Source organism: Bacillus sp. LK2, assembly GCF_001043575.1.
GTDB lineage: Bacteria > Bacillota > Bacilli > Bacillales > Bacillaceae_G > Bacillus_A > Bacillus_A paramycoides.
The window spans coordinates 1-26,284 of record NZ_LDUK01000069.1; the positions used below are offsets into that span (position 1 = coordinate 1).

General features: G+C 32.7%; 29 protein-coding genes and 7 pseudogenes. 30 read left to right on the top strand and 6 right to left on the bottom strand.

From position 1 onward, the window contains the following. The first annotated feature begins 47 nt into the window (after positions 1–47). From VK90_RS29535 to VK90_RS26105, 6 genes and pseudogenes are all read left to right on the top strand, one after another. Entirely contained in the window at positions 48–170 is a 123-nt protein-coding gene (locus tag VK90_RS29535; protein WP_082148077.1) for a DUF3983 domain-containing protein, read from the top strand. A 115-nt stretch (positions 171–285) separates the two neighbouring features. Then, positions 286–456: a hypothetical protein gene (locus VK90_RS30425; RefSeq protein WP_048376391.1), complete on the top strand. Its 171-nt coding sequence runs from the start codon at positions 286–288 to the stop codon at positions 454–456. Between the two features lie 27 nt (positions 457–483). Next, positions 484–966 (top strand): ArpU family phage packaging/lysis transcriptional regulator, encoded by a 483-nt coding sequence (locus tag VK90_RS26090; RefSeq protein WP_048376393.1) that lies wholly within the window; start codon positions 484–486, stop codon positions 964–966. Further along, positions 966–1,508 carry a site-specific integrase gene (locus VK90_RS26095; RefSeq protein ID WP_048376395.1) on the top strand — a complete coding sequence of 181 codons (543 nt, stop codon included), beginning with the start codon at positions 966–968 and terminating at the stop codon, positions 1,506–1,508. Before VK90_RS26090 ends, VK90_RS26095 begins: the two co-directional genes overlap by 1 nt. 348 nt (positions 1,509–1,856) lie before the next feature. Next, positions 1,857–2,162: a hypothetical protein gene (locus VK90_RS26100; protein WP_048376397.1), complete on the top strand. Its 306-nt coding sequence runs from the start codon at positions 1,857–1,859 to the stop codon at positions 2,160–2,162. Between the two features lie 463 nt (positions 2,163–2,625). Continuing rightward, positions 2,626–3,581: pseudogene (locus VK90_RS26105) on the top strand (nucleoside 2-deoxyribosyltransferase). Positions 3,582–3,976: 395 nt separating this feature from the next. Here the strand turns inward: VK90_RS26105 and VK90_RS30980 are convergent. After that, positions 3,977–4,168, bottom strand: a complete 192-nt coding sequence (locus VK90_RS30980) for a hypothetical protein (RefSeq protein ID WP_082148074.1) — start codon at positions 4,166–4,168, stop codon at positions 3,977–3,979. A gap of 64 nt (positions 4,169–4,232) precedes the next feature. Between VK90_RS30980 and VK90_RS26110 the strand changes: the two genes are divergently transcribed. The 3 genes from VK90_RS26110 to VK90_RS26120 all read left to right on the top strand — a co-directional run bounded on the left by VK90_RS26110 (position 4,233) and on the right by VK90_RS26120 (position 5,432). After that, positions 4,233–4,592 (top strand): hypothetical protein, encoded by a 360-nt coding sequence (locus VK90_RS26110; RefSeq protein WP_048376399.1) that lies wholly within the window; start codon positions 4,233–4,235, stop codon positions 4,590–4,592. Positions 4,593–4,848: 256 nt separating this feature from the next. Further along, positions 4,849–5,097: a hypothetical protein gene (locus tag VK90_RS26115; protein ID WP_048376400.1), complete on the top strand. Its 249-nt coding sequence runs from the start codon at positions 4,849–4,851 to the stop codon at positions 5,095–5,097. A 92-nt stretch (positions 5,098–5,189) separates the two neighbouring features. Continuing rightward, complete coding sequence (locus VK90_RS26120; RefSeq protein ID WP_048376402.1) at positions 5,190–5,432, top strand: hypothetical protein; 243 nt, start codon at positions 5,190–5,192, stop codon at positions 5,430–5,432. A gap of 66 nt (positions 5,433–5,498) precedes the next feature. Here the strand turns inward: VK90_RS26120 and VK90_RS30985 are convergent, their stop codons facing one another. After that, a complete protein-coding gene (locus VK90_RS30985; protein ID WP_082148075.1) occupies positions 5,499–5,678 on the bottom strand; it encodes a hypothetical protein in 180 nt (59 codons plus the stop codon). Positions 5,679–5,785: 107 nt separating this feature from the next. Here VK90_RS30985 and VK90_RS26125 point away from each other — a divergent pair, with 107 nt between their 5' ends. The 9 genes and pseudogenes from VK90_RS26125 to VK90_RS26165 all read left to right on the top strand — a co-directional run. After that, positions 5,786–6,004 carry a hypothetical protein gene (locus VK90_RS26125; RefSeq protein WP_048376404.1) on the top strand — a complete coding sequence of 73 codons (219 nt, stop codon included), beginning with the start codon at positions 5,786–5,788 and terminating at the stop codon, positions 6,002–6,004. A 16-nt stretch (positions 6,005–6,020) separates the two neighbouring features. Continuing rightward, entirely contained in the window at positions 6,021–6,449 is a 429-nt protein-coding gene (locus tag VK90_RS26130; protein ID WP_048376406.1) for a hypothetical protein, read from the top strand. Beyond that, a complete protein-coding gene (locus VK90_RS26135) occupies positions 6,446–6,781 on the top strand; it encodes an HNH endonuclease (protein WP_048376408.1) in 336 nt (111 codons plus the stop codon). Before VK90_RS26130 ends, VK90_RS26135 begins: the two co-directional genes overlap by 4 nt. 363 nt (positions 6,782–7,144) lie before the next feature. Continuing rightward, entirely contained in the window at positions 7,145–9,484 is a 2,340-nt protein-coding gene (locus VK90_RS26140) for a hypothetical protein (protein ID WP_442853657.1), read from the top strand. Positions 9,485–9,521: 37 nt separating this feature from the next. Next, a complete protein-coding gene (locus tag VK90_RS26145; protein ID WP_244961048.1) occupies positions 9,522–9,869 on the top strand; it encodes a hypothetical protein in 348 nt (115 codons plus the stop codon). Between the two features lie 100 nt (positions 9,870–9,969). Beyond that, the gene (locus VK90_RS26150; protein ID WP_048376413.1) at positions 9,970–10,494 is read left to right on the top strand and encodes a DUF2441 domain-containing protein; all 525 of its coding nucleotides are present in this window, start codon (positions 9,970–9,972) and stop codon (positions 10,492–10,494) included. Positions 10,495–10,542: 48 nt separating this feature from the next. Beyond that, complete coding sequence (locus VK90_RS26155; protein ID WP_048376415.1) at positions 10,543–10,779, top strand: hemolysin XhlA family protein; 237 nt, start codon at positions 10,543–10,545, stop codon at positions 10,777–10,779. Next, a complete protein-coding gene (locus VK90_RS26160) occupies positions 10,779–11,000 on the top strand; it encodes a hypothetical protein (protein ID WP_048376417.1) in 222 nt (73 codons plus the stop codon). The genes VK90_RS26155 and VK90_RS26160 overlap by 1 nt, the downstream gene beginning before the upstream one ends. A 629-nt stretch (positions 11,001–11,629) precedes the next feature. Next, positions 11,630–11,965, top strand: a pseudogene (locus VK90_RS26165) (DinB family protein); the annotation flags it as partial. A gap of 55 nt (positions 11,966–12,020) precedes the next feature. On the opposite strand, the gene VK90_RS26170 reads toward VK90_RS26165, so the two are convergent. The 3 genes from VK90_RS26170 to VK90_RS26180 all read right to left on the bottom strand — a co-directional run bounded on the left by VK90_RS26170 (position 12,021) and on the right by VK90_RS26180 (position 15,061). Continuing rightward, a complete protein-coding gene (locus VK90_RS26170) occupies positions 12,021–13,037 on the bottom strand; it encodes a D-alanyl-D-alanine carboxypeptidase family protein (RefSeq protein ID WP_048376420.1) in 1,017 nt (338 codons plus the stop codon). Between the two features lie 181 nt (positions 13,038–13,218). Further along, positions 13,219–14,376 carry a sensor histidine kinase gene (locus VK90_RS26175; RefSeq protein WP_002172051.1) on the bottom strand — a complete coding sequence of 386 codons (1,158 nt, stop codon included), beginning with the start codon at positions 14,374–14,376 and terminating at the stop codon, positions 13,219–13,221. Further along, positions 14,366–15,061 (bottom strand): response regulator transcription factor, encoded by a 696-nt coding sequence (locus VK90_RS26180; protein WP_002172052.1) that lies wholly within the window; start codon positions 15,059–15,061, stop codon positions 14,366–14,368. Before VK90_RS26180 ends, VK90_RS26175 begins: the two co-directional genes overlap by 11 nt. Positions 15,062–15,124: 63 nt before the next feature. Here VK90_RS26180 and VK90_RS26185 point away from each other — a divergent pair. From VK90_RS26185 to VK90_RS30010, 9 genes and pseudogenes are all read left to right on the top strand, one after another. Then, positions 15,125–15,520, top strand: a pseudogene (locus VK90_RS26185) (DUF3885 domain-containing protein); the annotation flags it as partial. Positions 15,521–15,538: 18 nt separating this feature from the next. Further along, on the top strand, positions 15,539–16,249 hold the full coding sequence (mtnN, locus tag VK90_RS26190) for a 5'-methylthioadenosine/S-adenosylhomocysteine nucleosidase (RefSeq protein ID WP_048376422.1): 711 nt from the start codon (positions 15,539–15,541) through the stop codon (positions 16,247–16,249). A 36-nt stretch (positions 16,250–16,285) separates the two neighbouring features. Further along, positions 16,286–16,366, top strand: a pseudogene (locus VK90_RS30005) (NADH-flavin reductase); the annotation flags it as partial. 14 nt (positions 16,367–16,380) lie between these two features. After that, positions 16,381–17,121, top strand: coding sequence for a class I SAM-dependent methyltransferase (locus VK90_RS26195; protein ID WP_048376424.1), 741 nt, complete (start codon positions 16,381–16,383; stop codon positions 17,119–17,121). A 27-nt stretch (positions 17,122–17,148) separates the two neighbouring features. Beyond that, positions 17,149–18,003, top strand: coding sequence for a GNAT family N-acetyltransferase (locus VK90_RS26200; RefSeq protein WP_048376426.1), 855 nt, complete (start codon positions 17,149–17,151; stop codon positions 18,001–18,003). A gap of 49 nt (positions 18,004–18,052) precedes the next feature. Then, positions 18,053–18,790, top strand: a complete 738-nt coding sequence (locus VK90_RS26205) for a hypothetical protein (RefSeq protein WP_048376428.1) — start codon at positions 18,053–18,055, stop codon at positions 18,788–18,790. A 98-nt stretch (positions 18,791–18,888) separates the two neighbouring features. Further along, a complete protein-coding gene (locus VK90_RS26210; RefSeq protein ID WP_048376430.1) occupies positions 18,889–19,368 on the top strand; it encodes an SRPBCC family protein in 480 nt (159 codons plus the stop codon). Between the two features lie 79 nt (positions 19,369–19,447). After that, positions 19,448–22,618: an ATP-binding cassette domain-containing protein gene (locus VK90_RS26215; protein WP_048376432.1), complete on the top strand. Its 3,171-nt coding sequence runs from the start codon at positions 19,448–19,450 to the stop codon at positions 22,616–22,618. 166 nt (positions 22,619–22,784) lie between these two features. Beyond that, positions 22,785–22,862, top strand: a pseudogene (locus tag VK90_RS30010) (MerR family transcriptional regulator); the annotation flags it as partial. Positions 22,863–22,976: 114 nt separating this feature from the next. On the opposite strand, the gene VK90_RS26220 reads toward VK90_RS30010, so the two are convergent. Further along, positions 22,977–24,209 carry an MFS transporter gene (locus VK90_RS26220; RefSeq protein ID WP_048376434.1) on the bottom strand — a complete coding sequence of 411 codons (1,233 nt, stop codon included), beginning with the start codon at positions 24,207–24,209 and terminating at the stop codon, positions 22,977–22,979. Positions 24,210–24,368: 159 nt separating this feature from the next. Between VK90_RS26220 and VK90_RS27755 the strand changes: the two are divergent. The 3 genes and pseudogenes from VK90_RS27755 to VK90_RS26230 form a co-directional block, all read left to right on the top strand. Beyond that, a pseudogene (locus tag VK90_RS27755) lies at positions 24,369–24,611 on the top strand (winged helix-turn-helix transcriptional regulator); the annotation flags it as partial. Between the two features lie 290 nt (positions 24,612–24,901). Next, the gene (locus VK90_RS26225) at positions 24,902–25,654 is read left to right on the top strand and encodes a class I SAM-dependent methyltransferase (protein ID WP_048376436.1); all 753 of its coding nucleotides are present in this window, start codon (positions 24,902–24,904) and stop codon (positions 25,652–25,654) included. A 222-nt stretch (positions 25,655–25,876) separates the two neighbouring features. Beyond that, a pseudogene (locus tag VK90_RS26230) lies at positions 25,877–26,125 on the top strand (IS4 family transposase); the annotation flags it as partial. Between the last annotated feature and the right edge of the window lie 159 nt (positions 26,126–26,284).

Below are 26,284 nucleotides of genomic sequence, written 5' to 3' on the forward strand. Positions count from 1 at the left end.
CTTCAAAGTCTTACCTATCGCAACTAATAGAAAGTGAGGTTAGGAGAATGGCTAATTTAAAGAAAAGGAAAATAAGAAAAGCTATAATTCGACGTAGGAAAGATTTTGAAAAATATAGAGTTGAAAATGCTTGGAGAAATATTTTTGTACAAGCTGGCATTTTAAAGTGAAAGAAAAACAAATATCGTCCGGCTAGAAGACTAGAGGACACCAATTCATTAAAGCAGCAATTACAGCTGTTTTAGGAATTGGTGTCCTTTTTATTTTGAAAAGGGAGATGGGGAAATGAAGGTGCTAAGAGATCAATTACGTGAGTGGAAAAAGCAATCTAACCAAGTAAAAAAGAAAAACAAGAAAAAACGAAAAGAGAAATTAAGTACTCGTGATATTGAAGATTTAATGGGGATTCGTGGACCGCGTTATGAGCGTAGACGTGGAGCATTAAGACAAAAGTAATTTAAAAATAAAAAGGAGTGGTCTTACATGACTAAACAATTATCTTTCTTACCAAAAATCGATAGAACAGCAACACAGGAGGAATTAGAAGGCGTGTTGGAAAGCGTGCGTATACATAGGCAATTCGGGATGATGCGTAAAGAAATGAAAGTCACTCCTTCTTATGAAATGCGTGAACACGGTCCTACACATGCAGTTGGTAAACCTTTAGAAGATGTTGCTATAGCAAATATACAACAAAGTAAACGAGAAGAATGGCTTGAAGGAATGTCATTACGTATTGAACAGTTTCTAAATCGATTAGGAAACGGACGTGCAGGAAGTATTCAAAGAGATATTATTTGTAAACGTTATTTAGAAGAAGAGGATATATGTGATTACATGGTTTATAACGAAATAGGAATGTCGGAGCGTACTTATCGACGTTGGAAGTCTAAAGCGTTTTATAAACTTGCTTTTGCACTTGGATTAGAAGTTTACGATACAGAAGAAACTGGAGGTAATGAATAATGAATTTTGTTCAACCGATACGTGATCCAGAGCAAATACAGCAGTTAAAAGAGTATTTTAAAGAAAAGAGTGTACGTAATTATATTTTATTCATTATGGGAATCAATACGGGCCTAAGAATCTCTGATATTCTGAAATTGAAGGTAGGAGATGTCAAAGGGAGTCATATCTCTATGAGGGAAAAGAAAACAGGAAAACAAAAACGTATTCAAATTACTGTAGCATTAAAAAGAGAACTTAAATGGTTTATTGAAGAAAGAGAAGACAATGAGTATCTTTTACAAAGCAGACAGGGTAAGAATCGTCCTATTGGTCGTAGCATGGCATATAAGATACTAAGTATAGCTGCAGCAGAGTTTGGATTAGATGAGATAGGCACACATACATTGAGAAAGACGTACGGGTATCTTATGTACATGCAAACGAAAAACATAGCATTATTTATGGAGATATTCAATCACTCGTCAGAGAAGGTCACGCTACGTTATATAGGTGTAAACCAAGATGCGATGGATAAAGCAATGACTAGATTTAAAATCTAAGCATTGCTTTTTCTTTTAAATTCATACAGTTACTCATAAATTTCGTATGGTGTAACACCAGCATTTTTGAAAAAAACCACGCTACAAGCATGCAAGATTTTATACAGTTTTTCGGCTAATCCAGTAACAAACAAGAAACCTAAAACCGCACTATAATAGTAATGTATAAAAAATTGCATAGATTGATAGAACAAAAAAAGGAGGTTTCCTTGTGAGAGTAGGGTTCCTCCTTTTTCCTTGCTACCGATAATGAGACGTTATGTTAACTGATTATGTATGGAATATACATCCAAAAATCTGAACAAATCGTTCTCTTTAATGGTACAATTAGGAAAAGGAGAAAATTAATTGAAAAAGAAAACACTTTATATAATCTTAGTACTATTCATTTTTTCATTGTTATACATTTATTTGCACAGTACCCCAATTCGTTCCATTCGTACTGCTATATTTTTTACTGGTCACCCAATCAAAGCATTCCAAGGAAAAATTAGGGAGATGGAAGATATAAACCATCAGGTTATAAAATACGATGGTAAAACCTTTTACTGGATTCCTGAATTTCAGATTCGGAGTACCCATATTGATGTATTAACTGCGTCTGTTGAGAAAGAAGGTCTTTTGTATAAAACAACACTTGGAAACTCTCCATAAAACTAAGAAAAGATTAACTTCCGTCTTCGCATGTTATATTAACTAAATTAGCTTAAGATTAAATCATTGGAGGAAAAAGTATGAAAAATAAAATACCTCTAATAACATTCATTTTAGCTGCTTTATTTGTAGCTGGAGGTTTTGCATTCTTCTACTGGATCAAAACATTCCCATTCAACTAAAAAAACCTAACTACCGATAACGATAATTATGTAAATAAGCTGTCCACATGGGCAGCTTATTGTATTTTTCCGCATAGTGTAGGTTATTTTGCAAAATGCTGGTGGTATCCCTATACAGTTACTCATAAATTTCGTACTGTGTAACTCAAAAGAGAAAGTTAAATGAAATCACTGATAGCAAGGGATGTGGCGTAAGGGGCAGTTACACAAAATATAAGATATGGGTAAGTCAATTATTTATATGTTAATATTATACTATAAAAAAGAAAGTGGTGGTTGTGATGAGGGAAAGATGTCCGGTTTGTCAAAACTCTATTGAGGAACCCCAATTAGTGGGAGTGGGAGGGGGACGTGCAGAGCAATATAAATGTGAGAATTGTGGTACATTTTCCATGATTGAAGAAGCGAGAATCGAATTAAATGTAGAGCAGAAGAGAAAACTTTCTGCAATTTTAAGAAAGAGAAACATTAGAGGGATGGGAAAAATAATGATTTTTCTTAATCGACCAGATGAAAATCTTTCAGAATTTCCGTATCCTATTTATCTTTTAGCAGATCTATTAAGTGAATATCCAGATAGTGCTTCTGATAGATTGGATGAGTCATTAATAAACTTAGCTAAATTGTCAAAATTTCCAGGTGACCCATTATATATTCGTGAATCAGATAAATCTCTATTTTTTGTACAAAGTGTTCATTTGTTGGAAATGAAATATATAGCGAACCAATTATTTCAGGACGAATTGATTGAGATATCTAAGCTATCGGCAGCAGATTTCCCTGCACATATTACAGTTACAGCAAAAGGGTGGAATCGTATTGCAGAATTAGAAAAAGGAAGAGAAGCGGATACTAAGCAGGTATTTGTCGCTATGTCGTTTAGTCCAAAAATGGATAGTCCATATAAGAATGCAATTGCAACGGCTGTAAAAGAAGCAGGTTATGAGCCTATTCGAATTGATAAAGTGAAACACAATAACAAAATTGATGATGAGATTATAGTTAAAATAAGACAAAGTAAATTTGTAATTGCAGATTTCACTGAGCATAGAGGTGGCGTCTATTTTGAAGCCGGCTCTATGCAATGGGACTTGGTAAACCTGTAATATGGACTTGCAGGGAAAATGAATTAGCAAATCTGCATTTTGATACTAGACAATATAGCCATATTGTTTGGAAAGATGAGAGGGAATTAAAAGAGTCATTACTTAATAGAATAAGAGCTACAATAAATTAAAAAGAGTGGCAGAATCGTGACCGCTTTTTGGCAGGAAATGTGCCGGTCGTTTTGGAATTAACGTGATATATTTGTATTGTGAGAAGTGACGGAAAACACGACTCACTATGTTGTTTTTGAAATTCTAAACGGTTCGTAATGACGGCAAATAAAATCCGAAACCAGCAGATGGTAATGATTGAATAAGGAGAGCTTTTGCTCTTCTTTGAGCTAACAACATCCTAGGCAGACAGTATGAGGAGACCTGATAAGTCGGACAAGATTTTCTGTCGTGGTTGTTAGCTGAAAGAAGAATAAAACTTCATTTACCGTAATTAAAGTACAAATTAATAATTGATATAAAAGCATCCATTCGGGTGCTTTTTATTATGCAAAGAAAAAAGCCCTGGATAGGGCTATATGATTTTCTTCATACCACATTGGCGGCATTCTCTTAAGAAGATGAAATCTTTAACGGAACTTTTAAATGAGGTGTTGCCGCAATTATCACAGCGACCGCTGATTTTATCAGGATGCTCTTTGTATGTGTATATTTTGCTTGGATCGTACTTTTGTTCAGGTTGTTTATAGATAATTGCCCTTGCCATAACAGCTGTAAAAAGGTAGATAAAAAGTTCATATTATTTCATAATTTATTATGGAGGTGATAATTTGAACTGGAAACAAAAATTATTTAGAAATTCGATTAGAACATTAGTTCTCGTTTTTACATTTGTATCCATTTTTTTATCTGATTTTTTCGGTATAACTACTAGTACTGCAGCTGCAATATCTTCTATTCTTATAGGAATTGTTTCTATGACTATCCGTTGGTACGGAGAGGATACGGATAAGAGGATGAGTAGGAAAAAAATGATGCGATTCATCATTGAAGGTGGCATGAAAGTCGGAGAAGACTACACTTTTGAAGAATTAGGTAAAATGACTGACGAAGAATTGGAGTTAGAGTGTGTAGCGGTTGAACTTCTATTAGGTGAAATAAACGAAATCCATGAACAAAAATGGAGGTAGTTAACAAAGTGAAGTTTATGCAAGAAATCTTAAATGTTGAGTGCTGAAAACGTTGATTTAAAGCTGATGTATAAGAATTGCATAACGTTATATCTTATGTGAACTAGATAAATGTTGATATAACAGTCATTTTCCAATTTATCTACTAAACATAAATAATATTATAGGAAGTCATTGTGTATAATAAATTCATTTCCCTGTATAAATTAATCTCAACTATAAAATTATTAAAATAAGATTCTTTTGAGGTGATTTTGTGCTGATTTACACGGTTGTGATGTGGGACCATGCTGATTCAGATATTATGTTGGCAACTGCAGACAGAGAAGAAGCATTAAAAGAATTAGAATCATGTGTAGCATTCTCTTTGCAGGTTTGGGGAAAAGGTGAAGTACTAATTGAGATGATCAACAGTGAGGGTGAATACTTTGCTGATGGCGGATTGGAAAGATATCCGGAAAAAGGACAACAGTTATTTAATAAGATAGTTGAACAATTACAGTAGCGAATCTGCTGCTTTTCTATTTCATAAAGCAGTAAATCTGTTACTCTATATCCTTTCATGTTAATATAAAAGAAAAAAAAGAGGATATATGAATGCTTGTATTGGGTTTTATGTTAATTGGCTTAGGTATTTTTATTGTTTGTTTAACTGTAATTGATGGAGTCAGAGAGGAAAAAGAAAATAATCGTGGTTTTAAAGATTTTATAATTAGAGTGCTGGTGCGCATTGTAGATATAATTAGTAGTGGTTTATGGGGTTTTCGATTATTTTTCATATTTATAGGATTGGCATGTATCGTATTTGGTGTGACTATTTTAACGGTAGAATTGTATTGAAGGATAAGCAAAGAGCATCTGATTAGGATGCTTTTTTATTTTATAAAGAAAAAAGCCCTACCTGGGCTAAATGATTTTCTTCATACCACACTTACGACATTCTCTTAAATAGATGAAATCTTTAACGGAACTTTTGAATAAGCTATTGCCACAGTTATCACAGCGACCACTGATTTTATCAGGATGTTCTGTGTATGTGTATATCTTGCTTAGATCGTACTCTTGTTTAGGTTCTTTATTTTCCATTCATTTCACCTACATATCAATCTGATTTATATAGCTTAACTATAATAATATGAAGCGTTCATATAGTGGATGCTTTTTATTTTGGAATTAATAAGGTGGTGTTCGATGTGACTAAACATTACTTAATCAATACATTAGTCAATACATTAGTCAATTGGCGTGAGGGTACACGGAAGAACGATATTCAGAAAGCTTATAACGCAATGAAATATATGTACGGTATGACGAAGGTTGAAACACTTAAAATGATGCATCTTTATTATGATATGGGATACAAGTGGTATGAATACAGACATCCAAAGTTACGTGAGTTATTAGGAGAATAGTAAGGAGTGAGGATAGATGTGTGAGGTGCGTACAGAAATTAAATATTATAACACTTCTAGATGTTTAGTTTGTGGTCATCAAGGTAAAGTGTATCGTACATCTAAAGAAGAATATAAAGAAGTAACTGTTTGTCCGAAATGTAACGGTGCGTTTGTAGATATGTATAAGTTAGAGAAGTATAGACAATCTAACGATACTGAAGAACCTTTATTACAAATTGTACAGTCGGACATTGATGCTGTTCCTGTTGTACTTTACAAAGGCGAAGAGATTAAAGGGAAAGTAAGGGTTAGCTTTGATTGGAAGACAGATGGTCAGTATCATAAGTCAGGTCCTTATATTCATATTGAGCATTTAGAAGATAGTAAGAAGTGTATTAACACAAAGACAATACAGCACAATCATCCTATTGTGGAAGAACAGGTGGATCTTTATCGGTTATGAAAGAATACAAAACCAAACAACAGAAGCGTAAGTTCTATGACAGTGGTGAGTGGAAGAGTATACGAGAGCAAGTAAAGAAGCGTGACAACTATGAGTGCCAAGAGTGTAAGCGCGATGGTAGTGTTCGTGTGGACACCAATGAGTACAGTGAGAGTGCCAAGCGCAAGAAGATACAGCTCGTTGTCCATCATATAAAAGAACTTGAGCATCATCCAGAACTCGCATTAGAAATAGACAACCTCGAAACAATATGTGTGGATTGCCACAATAAAGAACACGGTAGAATATTCAAAAAGAAAATCAACAAATGGGAAAATGATGAAAAGTGGTAAAAAAGAATCAGTAAAAACAATCCCCCCTTAAAAAATTTCATCAAAAAATGCTCTAAGGGGTACCGGAGGAGGGGGTCGATTTTTAAAATTTATAAGCAAATTCGCGCGTTATATCAAATTGGAAAACGATGTAAAAATGATAAAAATGGGTGGTCTGGAATCACAAATCCAGGTACTACTAAAATTATTGATGTTACTATACCAGAAGTTCCTGAAATTAAGAAGGGTTTACAGCTTACAAGTAATAGTGCTTTTATTACCCAAATTTTAAAGACAGAACCATTTACGAATAAAAAAGGTATTGCTTCCTGTTATGTAGATGTAAAAGCTCTAACCTCTACATCAGAATATCCACGAATATATATGCGATTTACTTATGAACAGAATGGCAAAGATCAATATTACTATTCTATTGTTTCGCAAAAAGAAGTAACGAATGGATGGAAGCGTATTTCAGTTCCTTTTGATACAACGAAATATGCAGGTACTTTAAAAGAAGTTAGAGTGAATTTAGCGACTGGAAACACAACTACTGTTGATGCAACTTTCACAGGAATATTAGTTACATTTGGAGACTATCTCGAAAATTGGAACCTTGCTCCAGAGGATGGAGTGTCACAAGGTGTATTCCAAGAGAAAACAACTGAGATTGTAAAAAGTGTGGATGGCATTAAAGAAACAGTAACAAAAGTAGACAATAATCAAACTGGATTTGATAAACGTATAACTGAAGTAGAGAAAACAGCTAATGGAATCACCCAAAGTGTTGGGAAATTACAAGAAACACAAACTGAGCAAGGAAAGACGCTTAGTGAGGCTACTACAACAATAGGTCAACATAGCGAAACATTGAAGTTAACAATGAAAAAGAAAGATGTTGAGGACTATGTAGGTGGTATTGGTAGTACAAATGAAGTTAGAGATGCTCCTTTTAGGCAAGATTTTAAGTACTGGACCAAATCAAACGGAAATACTGTTATTGATAAGCAAGTCACTTACAAAGGTTTTTCGAGCATTCGTACGATCACACAAGGGGAAACAACAGATAGATATTGGGGTGGAATGAGTAATTTCACAGAAGTCTCACCAGGAGAAGATATGGTTGATTCTGCATACTTTTATACAGATGCTCCAGCTTCTATTGATAGAGGTGCAGCTCTCCAATTAGAATTCTTTGATGCTAGTGGAGGAAGAATTCTATTTCCATCAACACCAATTCAATTATTAAAAGGAATTTGGACAAGGTTTTTCGTCACAGCTAAAGTACCTGCTGGAGCTGTAAAAGCTAGATTGAGATATCACCTTAATCGTAATGGACGTCTATGGATGGCGCTACCTATGTTACAAAGAGGAACGACTCCATCATCATTTGCGGAAAATCCTAATGACATCGTTGATAAAGAGAGAATCATGGAAGATTTAGCTGATAAGGTAGCAACTGAAAAATACAATAAGAAAGTTACAGAGTTAGAAAGAAGTATTACCGCAAATGCAGACGGTGTTTCAATTATCTCTAAAAAACACGAAACTTTTGTGAATGATACTTTTGATGCCTATGTCAAACAAACAGGATCTAAACTACAAGTGTTAGATGAAGGAATCCTTGCAGAAGTAAAAAAAGGGAATATCATCGCAGCTATTAACTTTTCATCGGAAAAATTAGTAATTGATGTTTCAAAGGTAAATATTAATGCCGATACAATGGTGAAGTGGTTAACAGCAAAAGGTATTGATACTAATATCATTAACGTTAATGGTGATAAAATTACCATTGATAAAAATGGGGTAACAGTTAAAATGTTAGATTTCTTGTTCGAAGACGAATGGGGAACAAAAACAACTGCGGTAGCAAGACGAAACTTAATAGCAGATTCCGATTTTTCTAGTGTTGGAAAGAAAAATATTGGACATACAGATTACTTTGGGTTTGAAGGCGGATATGGTCTGCCGTGGAAGGCACAGGGCAATGTAGTTATAGAAAAAAATAATTCTGTATTTGATTACGAACAAATGGTGAATGCAGCAAGGGTAGATATGTACAACTATCCAGAAACAGTGGTTAACAATGGGATACATCCAGAAAACGAATATACATTATCTGCTCACTTTAGAACGTCTTTGATAAATGGTGTGCGTAAGACAGCAAAGCCTCGATTACACGTATGTTGTGTGAAGTTTAGGGATAGTGTGACTTATGACATATGGAATGAGCAAAAAATGGACTTCCCTGAGCCAAGTACTTTTTATGGTGAAATTAGGAGATATTCATTTACGTTCAAAGTACCTACAAACTATAAACCACAAGAGCATGCGTTGATTATTAAAGTATGTTCTGCAAATGGTCAAATAAGTGCAGGGACAGCGATTTGCGAATCAGGTGTAACGTTATACAGTGGGAAATATGCATCTATGTATAACTGGGATCGAGCAGCAGCAGAAAGAGCAGATGGTGGACAACCTTTTAACCAAGTTGCGATAGGTGGGATAAATAATATCTTAGGACCATCTATTGATGGACAAACTTTTGATATATCAACAGAAAATGAGGTTAAGTTCTCTAAGAATATACGAGCGGTACAAGGCGTTAACCTTGGTGGAAATGCATTTCAAGGTTGGGGGCATATCCGTTTTACAGATGGAAGTCGCGGCGTTGGTTATTACGTCAATAACTCAAACGGTTGGCACTTTAATGCACTTGGATAGAAAGGGGAAAGAAAAAGTGAATCAATCTAATATTCCTATGATGCCTTTACAAGAAGGTGACGCATTTCCCTTTATGGGAAGATTGGTAGATGCAGAACGAACAGAAACGGGAGTCTTTGTTCAAATACCTATGGATATGTTAAATAATGCAGGAATTCAAAAAGGTATTAGTAAGGTTGAAGTATGGAGGGAGATGGATGGAACAATAAAGTTTCGAATTGCTACGTTGTGTGAAATATGTAAACGTGGCGCACGTCTATATGAATTGGATATGGGATTTGCGAAAAAGAATATTTGCTTAGATTGTTATACATCGCTGACAGGTAATTATCCGTCGCAAGAACTCACGACAACTGAAAATACAAGACAAATAGAACAGCCGTAAGTTGTTTTTTTATTTTGGACAAAATACGGCTTTTATTATAAAGAAGAAATATAAAATCATGATAAAATATCCTTAGATGTAAATTTTAGGAGGGGACAAATTGGGTATTTTCTATCATGTTTCATCTATAAAGTTAGATAAAGGAACAATATTAGAACCAAGGTATGGCGATACAATAAATACTCATAGGTATTTTAGGGATACTTATTCTAGGTTTTCACAATATTTGAAAGAAAGTATATTTGAGGATGTTAGAACCAATAAATTCTCTTCGTCCCCATCGCGTGTTAAATCGATATATTTATGGCAGGATTTAGAAAATGCAATGAAATATAAAAACAAATATAACAAAAGTTTTATTTACGAGGTAGTACTTGAAGAACCAAACCTTGCTAAAGAATTTGATATGAGTTGGATGGACTTAACAGACTTTCAATATTACGATTCAATAAAAGAAATAGCTGACTACTATTATAGCGGCAAGAGTGTTAATGAGGGTTCAGTTAACTGGGGATTTTATGAAGATAGCGGAGCTAAATTAGAACCTATTTGGGAAACGTTGTATGAAGGGAAAGTAACTGTAAAACGCTTGGTGTCAGGCAAGAATTGTAGATATCATTTCTAAGAGAGACTATCGTCAGTCTCTCTTTTTATTTTGAAAGGAGCTGAACCAATGCAAGAAATTCAAGATTTAAAACAAGAAATCCAACAAATCAAATTAGAGCAAAAAGATATAAAGAATGATATCCGCAACTTAGAATCTCGTACTTTAGGCAATGAAAAAGACATTATCAATATCAATAAACAGTTAGATAAGATCAGCGCGAACACTACCTGGATTTTAAGACTTATTGTTGGTGGAATCGTCGGAGCTATTATTACGTTGCCATTGAAAGGAGGTGGCATGTAATGTTTGAAATTACTGTAATGATTGGAATTGTTGTTGGTCTTTCACAGATTGCGAAAACAATTGGATTACAAACAAAATACGTTCCGTTATTAAATTTAACCCTTGGCATTGTGCTAGGCGTTTTATTTTTGGGCGGAGATATCAAAACAAATGTATTTCAAGGAATCATCATTGGACTATCAGCAAGTGGATTATTTGACCACACAAAAATATTGAATTGATAATTTATCTTCCTGCCGTATTACCAAGAATTGATGTCTCTCTTGATGACAATATTGACACTATTAATGCCTATCTTGATGATATCGTACTAGTTGAAAAGTAGTCATAACAAAAAATATATTTCTATCATTGACACATGAAAACAATTCTAGAAATGAGCCGCCATATGCCCATCGACTTGAGACTTTGAAATATATCCAAAACGAAATTTATTCTTTCTGCATTTATTTATGGGAATTCAGCTCGTTTTTCATTTTGGCGTATTTGCTATTCTTAGATTGATGGTGATGTGATGCTATCCCTAAAAGTCGCAACTTTATTTAAAGACGACATTAAAAATATTCTTCAAATCCTGGAAGCATAAGTTGACCAAAACGGCCATCTTATGCTTCTTGTTACAATGATGATCCTCCGATTCGTGTAATTTATGATTATTACACACGAACATTTGTTCCTTCGGGAGATTGATTTTAATAGAAGAACTATAAAAAAAGTGCTAACAAGTTTGCAAACGAATTTGCTAACACCTATACGAAATAGACATAAAATATCGCTGATATGTCACCTTCGATAATAGTCAAAATCAATTAGAAAACACTAAAACGAAATACTTATAAAATTAATTATGATATTTCATATTGTAGATGTAGAATATAGCTGGATTAGTGCCCTTCAAGGAAATGAAGATAGAGCACCGCAGTTTAAAGATTATCAATCAATCCAAAAAGTGAAAGCATTATCTGATTTATATCGACGAGAATTAGAAGAGTTTTTGCAAGTATGGTCTGTTGATTTAGAATGTAAAATATTAAAAGCTTCATGGACAGACAAAACATATACATACGGAGAAGTTTTACGACATGTAATTGTACATGAGATTCATCATATAGGGCAAATATCTGTATGGGCAAGAGAGTTAAACCTTCAGCCCGTTTCAGCGAATTTAATAGGAAGGGGATTATAGATTTAGAAACCGACTTGCATTTAGCAAGTCGGCTTTTTTATATAAAAGAGAACTTTTAGTTAAAATCCTCTGATTTTTTTTGACGTATATGTAAAAACATTAAAATTGTAATGATGAAAAAGATCATAATCGTTTGTATAATTAAATTTTTAAACTGAAGCAATATTGTCCAAGATGTAACAGCGTCTTTGAAAGCTTGTAGTGCAGAGTAGGAGGAAGGCTCAAAACCATATTGAAGTAACTTTTTTGTTTCAATAAAAGCTGTGTTTTCTTCATTGGCGTCTAAAACTACAGAAATAAACCTTGTATCTCCTTGTTTTGCTGTGCCGACAAAACTATAATTACCGTTAGTTGAAAAACTTGTTTGTAAGCCATCAACACCTTTGAATTTAATGTTTTCATCAAGGGAATAAATCATTTTATTTGTGTTGAAAACTTGGAAATCTTTGAAGGTAAATTGGTAAGAGGTTAGTTTAGTAATATTTAATACATCTGGGTAATCTTTTATTAGTTGCGCTGTTAATTCAGCTGCGTCTAATGCAGTAGAAATCGATTGTTTATTATTCTCGTTATTTATTCCAGTAGAATTTAAAAATGGAGATGTTTGTGATAATTTTAGCTGTTTTGCTTTTTCATTCATTAACGTTGTAAAATTATCCTCATTTCCAGCAATGTGTTCTGCTAGTGCAAGTGCAGAACGATTATTTCCTGTTAAAAGCAATGCATGAAGTAAGTCACGAACAGTTGTGTTATCCTCCGATGTTACTTGTAGTGGACTCATTTCTGTGTGAAAAACTTCGTTACTTATTTTCACAGATTCATCTAATTTTATTTTGCCATCATGAAGTTGTTCCAATACGATATACTCCGTCATTAATTTAGTTAAAGTGGGTGATTGAATAGGAGTTCTTTCATTTTTTTTATAAACAACTTCACCTGAATTAGCATCTATTAAAATGGCTGATTTAGCCTGGATAATTGGACCATTAACATATAAATAAAAATATAAAACAATAATTACTGTGATAAGAAAAGATAAAAATAATATTGCTATTTTCTTAAAGAATTGCATACGCGATCCTCCTTCAATTACATTAGTAACATTATTGTAAAAAGGAATGCTTAAATAGGAAGAAAGAAAAGGTAAAGAATTTCTAAAGAATTTTAAGGAATTATTAAATTTTGGATATTGATGGAAAATAAAAGGTTCAATTTCTTATCATATAAGAAATTGAACCTTAATAGATGTAATATTAATTTTTATATGGAAGTAATTTTACAGTGAAAGTTGTCTTTTTATCATCACTATATACTTCAATTGTTCCTTTATGCAGTTCGACAATACTTTTCGCAATTGCTAAGCCGAGCCCAGATCCGCCTGTGTTTGTTGAGCGTGATTTCTCTACGCGATAAAAACGTTCAAAAATATGAGGTAAATCAGTACTTGGAATAGGTTGCCCGTAATTTGTAATATCAATTGCAATCATACTATTGCTTTCATAAGTTGTAATGTCTATGTGATCTCCATCATTTCCATAAGTTATAGCGTTTATGATTAGATTTTCAAACACACGCACTAATTTATCGCCATCAGCTTGTACCATTAGCTTTTGCGATGGGAAAGATGGGCGACATTCAATATTTGCTTCTTGGAGCTGTATCCGGAATTGGACAGTTAATTGCCCAAGCAGTTCTACAATATCAATGGGAACAGAATTTAAACTTAACTCTTTATTTTGAACACGTGTATATTCAAACAAATCATTCATTAATGTGTTTAGACGAGTAACTTTATCGTAAATGACTTGTATATAATGACGCAATTCCACTTCGTCTCTATAATTATCATGATGGATTAAATTCACATATCCAACTATAGATGTAAGGGGAGTCCGTAAGTCATGTGATACATTTGTAATAAGTTCGCTTTTTGCTTGTTCCGCCTGTCTTTCTTCATCAATTGACACTTTTAACTGTTCAACAATGTGATTGACTCCAGTAGCTAACTCTTCTAAATAATTATGATGTACAATCGATACTTTATGATTAAAGTGTCCGCTCGCAATATAACGAATTTCCTCGATCATTTTTTTTATACAAGCTTCATAGTAAAGCTTCTTTTCGTGGCGATAAAAAATGTAAAGGTAGGATGAGAAAATGGAAAATAAAAACAAATAAGAAACGGTCATCATCCATAAAGATTCCTTTAATCCTTTATATTTTTCATACCCAAAGATTCTAATAAATTCTTTGCCAAGTTCACTTAGAGTAAGTGAACTTTCAATTACACTTGTAACGAGACGATATATAATTAATTCGGTAATAGGTGTTAGTGTAATAGCCAATGAGAGCCAAAAAATTATTTTCCATTTTGGAATATCTTTCAGAATATCAAATGCTTCATTTCTCAATTTTATAGCCTACTCCCCAAACAGTATGAATAAATTTATCTCCATTCATTACAGTTTCAAGTTTATCTCGTAAATTACTAATGTGAACCATTACCGTTTTATTTGAACCATAACCATCTTCATTCCAAACGCGTTCAAATATTTCTTCAGAACTAAATACTCTTCCCGTATTACTTGCAAGTAAATATAAAATATCAAATTCAATAGATGTGAGTTTAATATATTCACCATTTACCTTAACTGTATGATTATGCTTATGTATTTCAACTGTGCGAATACGAATGTTGCCGTCTTCTTTCCTTTGTGTAGAGGCGTTTTGGAAAGAGGATCTTCGTAACAAAGCTTTCACTCTAGCGACTAATTCTAGTGGATTAAACGGTTTGATCATATAATCATCTGCACCGGTCATTAGGCCTAATATTTTATCCATATCTTCAGCTTTGGCACTAAGCATAAGAATAGGTACAGTATTATTTTCTCTTACCTCCTGGCAAACTTCTAATCCGTTTCGTTTTGGCATCATAATATCCAAAATCATAAGGTCAACTTCATATGTAGAGACCATTTGTAATGCTTCATCACCATCATAAGCTTTATAGATGTTGTAACCTTCATTTCGCAAATAAACTGCGAGCAATTCTACAATTTCTTTATCGTCATCAATTATTAATATGTTCTTATTCATTATATAGTTAATTCCTTTCCTTACAATTAATCAACATTACTATAATATCAAACATTTATGTGTTTTGTAGTAAAGATTCCATATAAAATTTCATGTAACGCATTAAAAAGGTATAAAAACATTTATAACGAATATAAAATAGAAGGATTATTTAAATTTCACATTATATTGAAAAACAGTAATCAGGAGGATATAAAACCTGTACCACTAATTAAAGCTGCTAATCATGAAGATTTTCCAGGGCTTTATCCACGTTTTGGGCGTAAGAAAGAAATTTCTTATCCGGATGTATTTCTCATAAACACAACGAAAGATATTGTCATGTTTATTTATGATGATAGAGGATGTGGAGTAATTACGAAGAATAAAGAAATGACACGGGATTTATATGAGAAATATAAAGAGTGGATTCTAGATTATGAACGAGAAAGTATAAATGATTTATTTAGACGAAAATAGGAGGAAGTGAAGTATGTAATGAAACGTATTGCAATTGTATCTGCATGGGAACCAGAACTTACGTATTTGCATCAACATTATCCAAGTGAGCGTGTAGAAAAGAGAGCAGCTTGGGAATTTCATTTTCACTCTATTAATGAATTAGAAGTGATTTCAGTCGTAACTGGCGTCGGTAAAGTTAGTTGTGCTAGTTGTGTGCAACTATTAATAAGTGAATTCCAACCAGATCAGTTATTTATGACAGGAATTTGCGGGAGCTTATCAGATAAAGTGAAAAATGGGCACATTGTTGTAGCTCTTAATACTTTACAGCACGATGTTACTGCGGCTGGGTCAGGAGAAGATATTTTTAATCTATATAATGGTAGAACAGCACCGATTGAAACAACTAAATCACTCGTAAAACGAATGAAAAAATTGCGTTCGTATGACCCAGTTCATTTTGGTACCTTTTTGTCAGGGGATCAGCGTATTCGTAGTTCAGAAATGAGATATTTACTGCATACTGTATACGGAGCTTTAGCCGTTGATCAAGAAGTGGCGGCATTCGCTTATGTGTGTCATGTAAATAATAAACCATTTTTATGTTTAAAAGCTGCTTCAGATCAAGCGAATGATAAAACGAAAGAAGAACAAAAGATTTTTAAAATGTTAGCCTGTGAACGAGCATGTGAGCATTTAATTGCTTTTTTACGTGTTTATGAAATTACAGTAGTAAACAATGGATAATAAGAGGAGTATAGTGATGGAAGCTACAAATAAAATAATGGAGATATTGCACCGTTTGTTATAAAACAAATAAATAGTGAGACATATGTAGGGAAATGTCCACTTATTTCAAATTAAGAGGTGAATTACAAGTGCTTACGTATTATGGTGAACTTTGTACAAAGATTTATGAAAGTGACAAATCAATTGCGAGTGGAAAAGAATTGGATTTTTATCTTTCTTTTGCAAAAGACAAAAACATGACAGTGTTAGAACCGATGTGCGGAAATGGTAGAATGTTAATTCCTTTTATGCAAAATGGTGTGAATATAGAAGGATTTGATATTTCGAAAGATATGCTAAAGGTGTGCAAAGATAAAGCAGAAAAACTAAACTTAAAACCAGTTGTGTCACAAGGAAGAATAGAAAAATTCCATAGTGATAACAAATACGATCTTATTATGATTCCTATTGGATCATTCTCCCTTTTACCAGATAATTTAGTAGATATTAGTCTTCAAAATATGAAAAATAACTTGAAAGAAAATGGAAAATTACTTCTTACTGTTGTACAAGGTGGAAGTGAAACAGAACAAATTCTAGATTGGATAGAGACAAATAGAAAAGAAATTAACAATGAATTAATTGTTGAGTATAGAAAAGTATCATATGATGAGACGAAAAAGCTCTTAAATATTATACTGAAATATGAAGTTAATCATGATGAGAAAATAGTAGAAACTGAGATCATGGATTTTCCTATAAGACTATATGATTTAAAAGAATTTGAAAACATACTTATTACTAATGGATTTAGTCAAATTGTTATTCATGAAATAAAGGATGGTTATGGTGAAGGGAATGCATTTCATGTGTTTGAATGTAGTATATAACAAGTCATAGCGGAGGATTATACTTATATGGTTCAATACAAAAGATGTAGTGAAGTAAGTATAGATTTAGTATATGAAGCTTTTAAGGACGGATTTTCAGATTATATTATTAAAATGGATGTTTCAAAAGAAGATTTTATAAAAAGGTTTTTGGGACCAAAAGGGAATTCACTGGAGCACTCCTTTCTTGCTTTAGATGGTGATAAATCTGTTGGTGTAATACTTGGTGGTATAAAGATCTACGAAAGTATAAAAACAATGCGCTGCGGAACGTTAGCTGTTCATCCCAGTTATCGCGGCGTTGGTATTAGTCAAAAGCTATTTGAACTACATAAAGAAGAGGCAATTCAACATAAATGTAAACAACTATTTCTCGAAGTAATTGTAGGCAACGATCGAGCAATTAATTTTTATAATAAATTAGGTTATGAAAAAGTGTATGACCTTTCTTATTATAGTTTAAATGATTTTACTATAATAACTAATAAAGACTTTAAAAATATTGAAATAAAACAATTAAAATTTCAAAAATTTAAAGTTGAAATTCAGAAATGGCTTAACTTCCATATAAATTGGCAAAATGATATTGATTATATCGAAAAAACAAATAATACATATTACAGTACATATGTTGATAATGATTTAAAAGGTTCTATATGTGTAAATGAACAAGGGAAAATTAGTTTTATATTCGTAGACAAAGACTATAGAAATATTGGTATTGCGACGAGATTATTACAAGTGGCAAGTGAAGAATTGAAATTATCAAGTATATCAATTGGGTTTCCTAATAATAGTTTACTCGAGGGGTATTTGAGGAAATCTGGATTTGAAAAGAACTCATTAGCACAATATGAAATGTACCATTTATTACAAAAGTAGCAGAAAGTATTCTTTCTGCTTTTTATTTTGTCAGGGGAGAGAAAATAGTATGGAATCTGTAAAACAAGTAGCATTAACATGTATTACTCATGATCCATCAGGGAGCTTGTTACCTTCTATAAAAGAACTAAAAGAAGAATTGCTAAATTTAAATTATGACCAAAAATATATAACAATCAGTAATGTAACTCCAAGAGAGATTGTAAAAGAACTGGAGGAATGTAATTTTCATATAAATATAGTCGAAAAATCAGGAGTAGGGAATGCCCGAAGAGATTCTCTGGGATTTGTTGGTAACTATGATCATGATTACTATCACTATTGTGATTTTGATCGTTTACTAACTTGGATTACAGAATATCCAGAGGAGCATAATGCTTTCATCCAGAATATAGTGGATGTAGATTATTTAATCATCGGAAGAACGGAGGCAGCTTTTCATACCCACCCTGAGGAATGGCAAGTTACAGAAACAGTATCAAATAAAATTATGTCATTACAATTAGGTAAAGAAGTAGATATTACGGCTGGTTCATGTGTGTTATCAAAACGAGCAATAGATTACATAATAAAACATTCTAAATGCAGAATGACTGATGGAGAATGGCCGATGATTATAAACACTTTTACAGATTTTAATATTGATTACGTAGCAGTGGACGGTTTAAAATATGTGAACAAACTTAATCAAGACAATATTATTGATCCAATAAAATCCTGGTCAATTAGATTAGAGCTCTCGTATATAATAAGTCAATCAATTTTGGAGCTAACAAAAACTTCTTAAATTAATTGAAGTGTAATAGTGATTTCTTTTTCAAATGAAATCATGTAAAATAAATACAGAACGTACATTCGTTTTGGTGAAAAGGAGGTTAATTAATAATGTTAGCTGTAATAAATAAACAAAGTAATGAATACGTAGTACAATTTGATCGTCATTTTCCATATACGATAGAAGAAGTTTGGTCTGTATTAACAGATAATAATAAGTTAAAAAAGTGGATGTCTAACTTGCAAATAGAAGACCTTAGTACGGGTGGAATTATAAAGTTTGATATGATGGATGGCACATTTATAAACATTGATATTTTAGAATGTCAAATGAATTCAGTTTTAGAATTCACATGGGCTAAAGATCGTGTCCGATTTGAAATACATAAAGATGAAAAAGGCTCCATTTTATTACTTAAAGAATTTATTCATGAATTAACAGACCATACACCGAAAGATATAGCGGGATGGCATATTTGCTTAAATCTATTTTCTTCTGTTTTAGAAGGGAAAGAAAAAGAATTTTCAAAAGATGAGTGGGAATATTGGTTTGAAAAATATAAGGTGAATATCAATGGAGTGAAAGTATAATGAATATATAATTCGGATTTATTATGTAATTATTACCTTATAAAAGATGGTTTTAAAAACGATAGGGATAGAGGTTAATATGAAAGTAAATCAATTAATTGCGAACAATATAAACAAATTAGACGCAGAAATACCTGTAAATAAATCATTTGGAATTGCCGGCTTGTCTGGATCTGGTAAAACAACTTTTTGTCAAACGATTGGTGAAGAATCAAAGAAGCGTCTTGTTTCGTTATTACCAAAAGCTGAATATCAGTATTTATTTCCTAATATAATGGAAACCAATTTTAGTGCTATTAAGATGGAAGAGATGCCTTTAGTTCTTTTTTTAGGGAAGTCATCAATTTCTTCCAATCCGCGTTCTACAATTGGTACCCATACGGGCGTATTTAAAGAGATTCGTGAGAAACTTGCTGGGAAATTTAATCTTTCTCCAGAGGTCTTTTCATTTAATAATCAATTAGGCTGGTGCCCTGGTTGTAAAGGCCGAGGCACAACTAAAAATATTGAGTGTAAAAAATGTGAGGGCAGACGTTATAGTGAAGAAGTAGAACAATATACAATTGAATTGTTTGATAAATCACATTCTATTTCTGATATTAATGATTTAAGTGTTGAATGTATTCTTTCATTAGCAGAAGTTTTAAATATTAGTGAAGCGAAGCGACATATTCTTCAAAATATTATTAATATGAACATTGGCTACTTAACATTAAATCGTATAATGGGTACTTTGTCAGGTGGAGAAATAACACGACTTTACTTGGCAGAATTTATGGCAGTAAGTGAAAATACAGTAATCATTATTGATGAAATTTCAGTAGGATTGGATCATCAAACATTATTGAAAATTTTAGAAGAGATTAAACAATTAGGATGTAAGAATCAAATTTGGCTTATTGATCATTCAGATACAGTGCTGGATACAACTGATGAACAATTATTCTTTGGACCTGGTAGTGGAAAATATGGTGGAAAAATTGTTGAGGAATCACCAAGGCCAGAACCAATACTTTGGGAACGTAATGAGAAAATGTCAACTGAATATTATACATTCCGTGATTTATATTGCCGTAATATTCAAATGGCTGAGTTTCAGATTCCTAAAAATAGACTAGTAACTGTTACGGGTGAATCTGGTTGTGGTAAATCTACACTTGTCAATGAATGTATAGCTAAAGATTTCTTGAAACGATATCCAAAAGATAAACTAGTTATGGTAGGTCAAGATCGAAACCAATCAATTACAAGTCGATCAACTGTTGCAACTTTTCTTGATATTAAAAAGAAACTTACAAAATATAGTGACGATATAGATGATATTTTTGAGCGCTCGATTGAAGATATCATTGATGAACTTCCAAATGAAGATATCGCTTATAAACGCTTGAGCCTATTAATCAAACTTGGACTTGGCTATTTGACATTAGAGAGAAAAACGCAAACATTATCAACTGGTGAGTTTCAATGTGTTCATTTAGTTTCGGAGTTATTTGCAAACTCAAGAAACCCACATACACTATTTATTTTTGACGAGCCTTCAAAAGGTCTATCACAAAATATTTTAAATCAATTTATTGATAGTGTCAGGGGTATTTTGCAAGATGATTCAGTTTCAATCGTAATGATTGAACATAATACTTATATGCTAGAAAGCTCTGACTTTATCGTTGATTTTGGTAAAAGACAGCTTGAATCTGTAGAATACCTTGATGTTGTGAGCCATGATGAGTATTATTGTCAAAAAAATGTTGTAGATAAAGTTGCTCCATTGCAAATTCCTTCTACACTTAATCAACAAAATGGAATTAACTATTTAGAAGAAAATCATATTGGTTATTTTAAAAATGCAGAAAACATCTATAAGGGTGGTATTTTAAAAAGTTTATCTTCAATGGCACGATTAATTTACGGCGAATACGAATCTGATACAATTGCACCTGTTGTCGCTATTAATCTTGAAAGACATTTATATAGTCAGTATAGCTTCCTATATGAAATTGGTGGATTGATCAATCATATTGTGGCTGCACATCCAACTAATAAAGATACGAAAAGCTTCGATTTCTATTCTCAAGATAATCATTGTCCATCATGCTCAGGACGACTTAAAATTGATATCTTTGATAAAGAGACTGTAATCCAAGACAAAAATGTTCCATTTTGGGATGGTTTATTCTATCCAGAAATAATGAAAGTTTTAAAATTTTATCAATATGAAAAAGTAGAGTTTTTATTTGAAGAAATTAAAAATGAGCTTGGACATGATTTGACGAAAAGTTATAATGATATGTCTGATGAAGAAAAACATACATTTTGGTACGGGTATTTTGAAAAGTCATTTTATGATAAGAAAGGAAAAACACGTAGAACATGGGTAGGATTTAATACGATTATTGGTGGATATATTGTTATTTCAAAAGCACCTATTAAAGAAGATATTAAAGCTTCTAAAGAAATGATCACATGCCCAATTTGTGACGGGACGGCTTTAAACCACCGTAAACAGCTGAAATTTGAAAATGTAGATATCCGTGAAATTATCAATCAGCCGCTTAACAAAGTTTTAAAATTAGTAGGCGATTTACCTGCACTCGTTAAACTGAAATCCATTGTAGGTGATGAAATGGTTTTAACCGAAGATGTTTCGTTACTACCTAGAAAAACACAAGTTGCATTGAAAATGTTTGAACTAGAACAAGCAAGTTTCTCAAACTATGAAATGGTGTTACAAAATGTCTTACCATTCTGGGGCGAAATTAAATATAATATCGAATCAATCAGCGATAAAAATAGAGTAACTATATGTGATTTCCAAAATATCTATGAAACAAAAGAAGATATTATAGAAAAATATTTCACAAATGGGAAATATAAAAAGCTAACATATGTCTATGAAGCTTTTGGATACAAAAAATTAATTACGCAAATTAATAAAATAAAAAAAAGCAACCCATGTCCATTTTGTAAAGGTAAGAAAGTAATAACAGAAGATAATCTACATGACGGTGTGTTTAAATTAACAATTCCATGTGTAACTTGTTATGAAAGTGGTATCAATGATGAAGGGCTTAAAGAAATTGTTGATGGCATAGACGTGCAAACATGGTTAACTGGTAAAGTAAGTGATGTTGTGGATGAAAGCTTACGAACGGAGGATGTTGCAGGTATTCTAATATTTAATCGAATTCGTGAGTTGAATAAACGAGAAATGATGGCAGTTTATGAATGCCTTGAGAAAAATAATTGAACTTTATAATTCGTATGTAGTTTAATTAAGGCGGTTATAAAAACAAAAATATGCACAATTCATTATGTTAATATAACACAATGAGTTGTTGTTTAAATAATTATAAAGGGTTGACTCTCACACTATGTCATTGTCTATGCTATAGTTGAGCTTCGAGATTGATATAATTTATCACGTTAGTCCAGCGATGGAATCAGATCCTTTTAAGTGCGTTACTGAAGTTTGTTATCCAATTAAAAAATGATAAAGAAAAAAGGCATAATTTATATGCCTTTTTTTATCTAAACTTAACCGTAAATATCAAAATTGGCTTTTCTATTTCAATTAACCAATCATACATAAATATAACTCCCATCCATCATAGTTTTCGTATCGGACTACATAATGCAATAAAAACTTCAAGTAGCTTCGTAAAAGCAGCTAAAGCAAATACAAACACTGGATTATAAGCTGAAATAATGCCACCTACTAATGCCCCCAGTGGCATAGCTAATCGAGTAAGTACACGTGAAAATCCTAATACCCTTCCTTGCATATTTGATGGGACAGTTTCCTGACGAACCGATGCAATAATTGTATTCCATGCAATATTACAGGTCATTGCGATACCGATACCGAAAGCGATGCCAGGTGCTATCCAATATGTACTCCATAGTGCAATAGTTAAGCCAAGTGCCCCCAAAAATAGAAGTAAAGGAATAAGAACGCCGCGCCGTAACCTCTTTTCTAAAGGAACTGCAATCAAGCTACCTAAAAGACCACCTATTCCAATTAACGTATAATTAAAACCACTTTGTTCTGGGGTAAGATGCAATGTGGATAGTAAATAATACATGAGTACACCTAAAACCGCACTTGCTCCAAAGTTTCCTACTATAGCTTGAAAAGATAAAGCTATATTTAAGCGATCATTTTTGAGCCATTTAAACCCATCTAACAAATCAGCTAGTACATTTTGAAGTGTATTCTTATCATTATTTTTACTGTTTAAAGTTATAATTGATGGTAATAACATCACAGCAACTAATGTTGCGATAAATGAAAGAACATTTATCCAAAGAACTTGAAAACCACCAATAAAAGAAATGCAAAGACCGGCCAACATAGGTCCCAAAAGACTAGATAGTTGATTTACCATTTGATATAGAGAATTGGCCTTTGTTAATGATGCTCCAGCAATGTGCGGAATAACTGTAACCGTTGTTACATCAAAAAGCATAGACATAACAGCTAAAATAAAAGTAATTACGTATAAGTGCCATATTTCTAATAGATGTAATGAATGTAGAATTGGTACGAGACTTACTAAAATAATACTGATTGCATCTGCAATCCATAGTAATCTTCTCTGATCGTATCGATCTACAATAACGCCAACTATAGGACCAAATAAAACGATTGGTAATACGTTAATAGCAAATAAAGAACTCATGATAACTGCCGAATCAGTTAATTGATAGGCAATCCAAGGCAATGCGAAGGTATATAGCGAATCCCCAATCCTTGAAATAAATAAACCGAAAATAAAAATCTTGTACTCTTTAGAAAAAGTTGTGCTTACAGTCATACTTCTTTCTTGTTTCAATTTCACAATTGTATGTACCACCTTTTTATAGAGGAATTTGAAAATACTTCGTTTAATACTTATAAAATATAGAATTCTGTAAGGATTTGTTGAATCCTACTTTTATAAGCTTAATTTTGTATATAAGAGGAGGGGATAGAAATGAGGGCAGTTTTTATTGACTGAGATGGAACGAAACGGTTTGGGGAATTAAAGCGACTAATACCAGGCATATCTCAAGGGACATTAGCGAAACAACTTCGAGAATTAGAACAAGATCAATTAATAAAACGTGAAATTTATCAAGAAATTCCACCTAAAGTGGAATACAGCTTATCAGAACATGGAAAAACAGTAAGCGTTGTTTTGGATAGTATGTGTGGTTGGGGAAGAGGGCATTTAAAATATATCGATAATAATAAACTATAAAATTATTATGTAAACAAAGTGAGGTGTGTGGAATTTATTGTTTTGAAAATGTATATTTTATAATATACAATTAAACAGTGTTATAGATTAATAAATATATAATCTTCCCAATGAGGTGAAATTGATGAAATGCCGTATTGTTCGAAGTAACTAGTTATTCTGGGCTGAAAAATGCGTACCAAATATCAAAAGGAACGTAAGCCCCTTTATGAAAATATCACCGTTGAGTCTATTTCGGGAATTATCAAAATTAGATATTTAATGCTTTTCTGCAAAGGGGAAATAATAAAATGAATGAATTAGAGTATAAGAATTTTTATAATAAAGTGGGACGAGCAAACGGGTGGGACTTCAGTAAGCTGAAATGTGAAACTGTAGGTGACACTTGGGATTTTTATGGCGAAGTGAAAGAAAGATGCAAACAATCAGATATTCTACTTGATGTTGGTACAGGCGGAGGAGAAAATGTACTAAAAATAGCATCTTCAGCTGCATTACTAATTGGAATAGATAATTCTAGCGGGATGATTGAAACGGCACATTCCAACTTGAATAAAGCAGGCGTACAAAACGTTAAGTTTCTCCAAATGGATTCTGAAACTTTAGCGTTTCCAAATTCTTATTTTGATATTGCTTCAAGTTGTCATGCACCGTTTGAAGCATCTGAATTGGCAAAAGTAATGAAAAGAGGTGCTTTTTTCTTATCACAACAAGTTAGCGAACATGATAAATTAAATCTTAAAGAAGCATTTGGTAGAGGCCAATGCTTAGGTGAAAGAGATGGTACTTTAAAAGAAAAATATATGAGTGAACTGAATAGTGCTGGATTTGAGCTTGTGCAAGTACGTGAATATGATGTTACCGATTATTACAGTACTCCTGAAGATCTTATTTTCTTATTAAAACATACTCCTATTATTCCTAGATTTGGAGAAGAGGAAGAGGATTTCAATATTTTGCAAAAGTTCATTGATACTAATAGTACTGAAAAAGGGATTCGCACGAATTCAAAAAGGTTTATGATAATTGCTGCTAAATCTTAATTATAAATTACTTATTTTAATGTAAGAGCTGATTTTCTTTTAAGAGAATCGGCTTTTTACGTTGAAAAGTTTAGTTCATGTAAGGCAGGAGATGTTTGAAAGTAATAGAAATAAGTACAGTATAAATCCGAAAATCAAAATATGGAGGATAACTATTGTGAAACGTTACTTTATTAATAACGAAGGGATAAACGTACATATTACCGAATGGGGAAATCAGAACAAGCGCTCCTCATGAAGAAAAAACGAGAGCTTAGTGAGTATAAAGCCATATATATGATTAAAGACTATTTTCTTCTTCTGTTCCAAACTATACAAAAAAAACACCCAAGAGCTATCAAAGGTTTTACTTCGTCTGTTCAATCTCCTACAGCAAAACGGGCGGAAATCTCATCGATATGAGGAAAAATGGTCTTTGATATATTAGGTGTCGTTTACAATTGTACCCTGTCTTATAATCAAGCCGCTTAATTCAAAAAGTGAAACCCGCTAGGGTTTATTTCGTATGCAAATCTTTCAATCAACTACTCTTGCCCTTTAGAAAAAAGAAACAATCTCGTTTAAAATTGACTTTGCATAAGCTTAGCTTGATAGCGATGTGGCGGGACCCCACACCCATCAACTTAAGGG

What these genes read in the sequence shown, in the direction of transcription:
- VK90_RS29535 (WP_082148077.1), top strand. Translation starts at nt 48, where the DNA reads ATGGCTAATTTAAAGAAAAGGAAAATAAGAAAAGCTATAATTCGACGT.
- VK90_RS30425 (WP_048376391.1), top strand. Translation starts at nt 286, where the DNA reads ATGAAGGTGCTAAGAGATCAATTACGTGAGTGGAAAAAGCAATCTAAC.
- VK90_RS26090 (WP_048376393.1), top strand. Translation starts at nt 484, where the DNA reads ATGACTAAACAATTATCTTTCTTACCAAAAATCGATAGAACAGCAACA.
- VK90_RS26095 (WP_048376395.1), top strand. Translation starts at nt 966, where the DNA reads ATGAATTTTGTTCAACCGATACGTGATCCAGAGCAAATACAGCAGTTA.
- VK90_RS30980 (WP_082148074.1), bottom strand. Translation starts at nt 4,168, where the DNA reads ATGGCAAGGGCAATTATCTATAAACAACCTGAACAAAAGTACGATCCA.
- VK90_RS26120 (WP_048376402.1), top strand. Translation starts at nt 5,190, where the DNA reads ATGCTTGTATTGGGTTTTATGTTAATTGGCTTAGGTATTTTTATTGTT.
- VK90_RS30985 (WP_082148075.1), bottom strand. Translation starts at nt 5,678, where the DNA reads ATGGAAAATAAAGAACCTAAACAAGAGTACGATCTAAGCAAGATATAC.
- VK90_RS26130 (WP_048376406.1), top strand. Translation starts at nt 6,021, where the DNA reads ATGTGTGAGGTGCGTACAGAAATTAAATATTATAACACTTCTAGATGT.
- VK90_RS26135 (WP_048376408.1), top strand. Translation starts at nt 6,446, where the DNA reads ATGAAAGAATACAAAACCAAACAACAGAAGCGTAAGTTCTATGACAGT.
- VK90_RS26140 (WP_442853657.1), top strand. Translation starts at nt 7,145, where the DNA reads ATGCGATTTACTTATGAACAGAATGGCAAAGATCAATATTACTATTCT.
- VK90_RS26145 (WP_244961048.1), top strand. Translation starts at nt 9,522, where the DNA reads ATGATGCCTTTACAAGAAGGTGACGCATTTCCCTTTATGGGAAGATTG.
- VK90_RS26155 (WP_048376415.1), top strand. Translation starts at nt 10,543, where the DNA reads ATGCAAGAAATTCAAGATTTAAAACAAGAAATCCAACAAATCAAATTA.
- VK90_RS26160 (WP_048376417.1), top strand. Translation starts at nt 10,779, where the DNA reads ATGTTTGAAATTACTGTAATGATTGGAATTGTTGTTGGTCTTTCACAG.
- VK90_RS26170 (WP_048376420.1), bottom strand. Translation starts at nt 13,037, where the DNA reads ATGCAATTCTTTAAGAAAATAGCAATATTATTTTTATCTTTTCTTATC.
- VK90_RS26180 (WP_002172052.1), bottom strand. Translation starts at nt 15,061, where the DNA reads ATGAATAAGAACATATTAATAATTGATGACGATAAAGAAATTGTAGAA.
- mtnN (WP_048376422.1), top strand. Translation starts at nt 15,539, where the DNA reads ATGAAACGTATTGCAATTGTATCTGCATGGGAACCAGAACTTACGTAT.
- VK90_RS26200 (WP_048376426.1), top strand. Translation starts at nt 17,149, where the DNA reads ATGGTTCAATACAAAAGATGTAGTGAAGTAAGTATAGATTTAGTATAT.
- VK90_RS26205 (WP_048376428.1), top strand. Translation starts at nt 18,053, where the DNA reads ATGGAATCTGTAAAACAAGTAGCATTAACATGTATTACTCATGATCCA.
- VK90_RS26210 (WP_048376430.1), top strand. Translation starts at nt 18,889, where the DNA reads ATGTTAGCTGTAATAAATAAACAAAGTAATGAATACGTAGTACAATTT.
- VK90_RS26215 (WP_048376432.1), top strand. Translation starts at nt 19,448, where the DNA reads ATGAAAGTAAATCAATTAATTGCGAACAATATAAACAAATTAGACGCA.
- VK90_RS26225 (WP_048376436.1), top strand. Translation starts at nt 24,902, where the DNA reads ATGAATGAATTAGAGTATAAGAATTTTTATAATAAAGTGGGACGAGCA.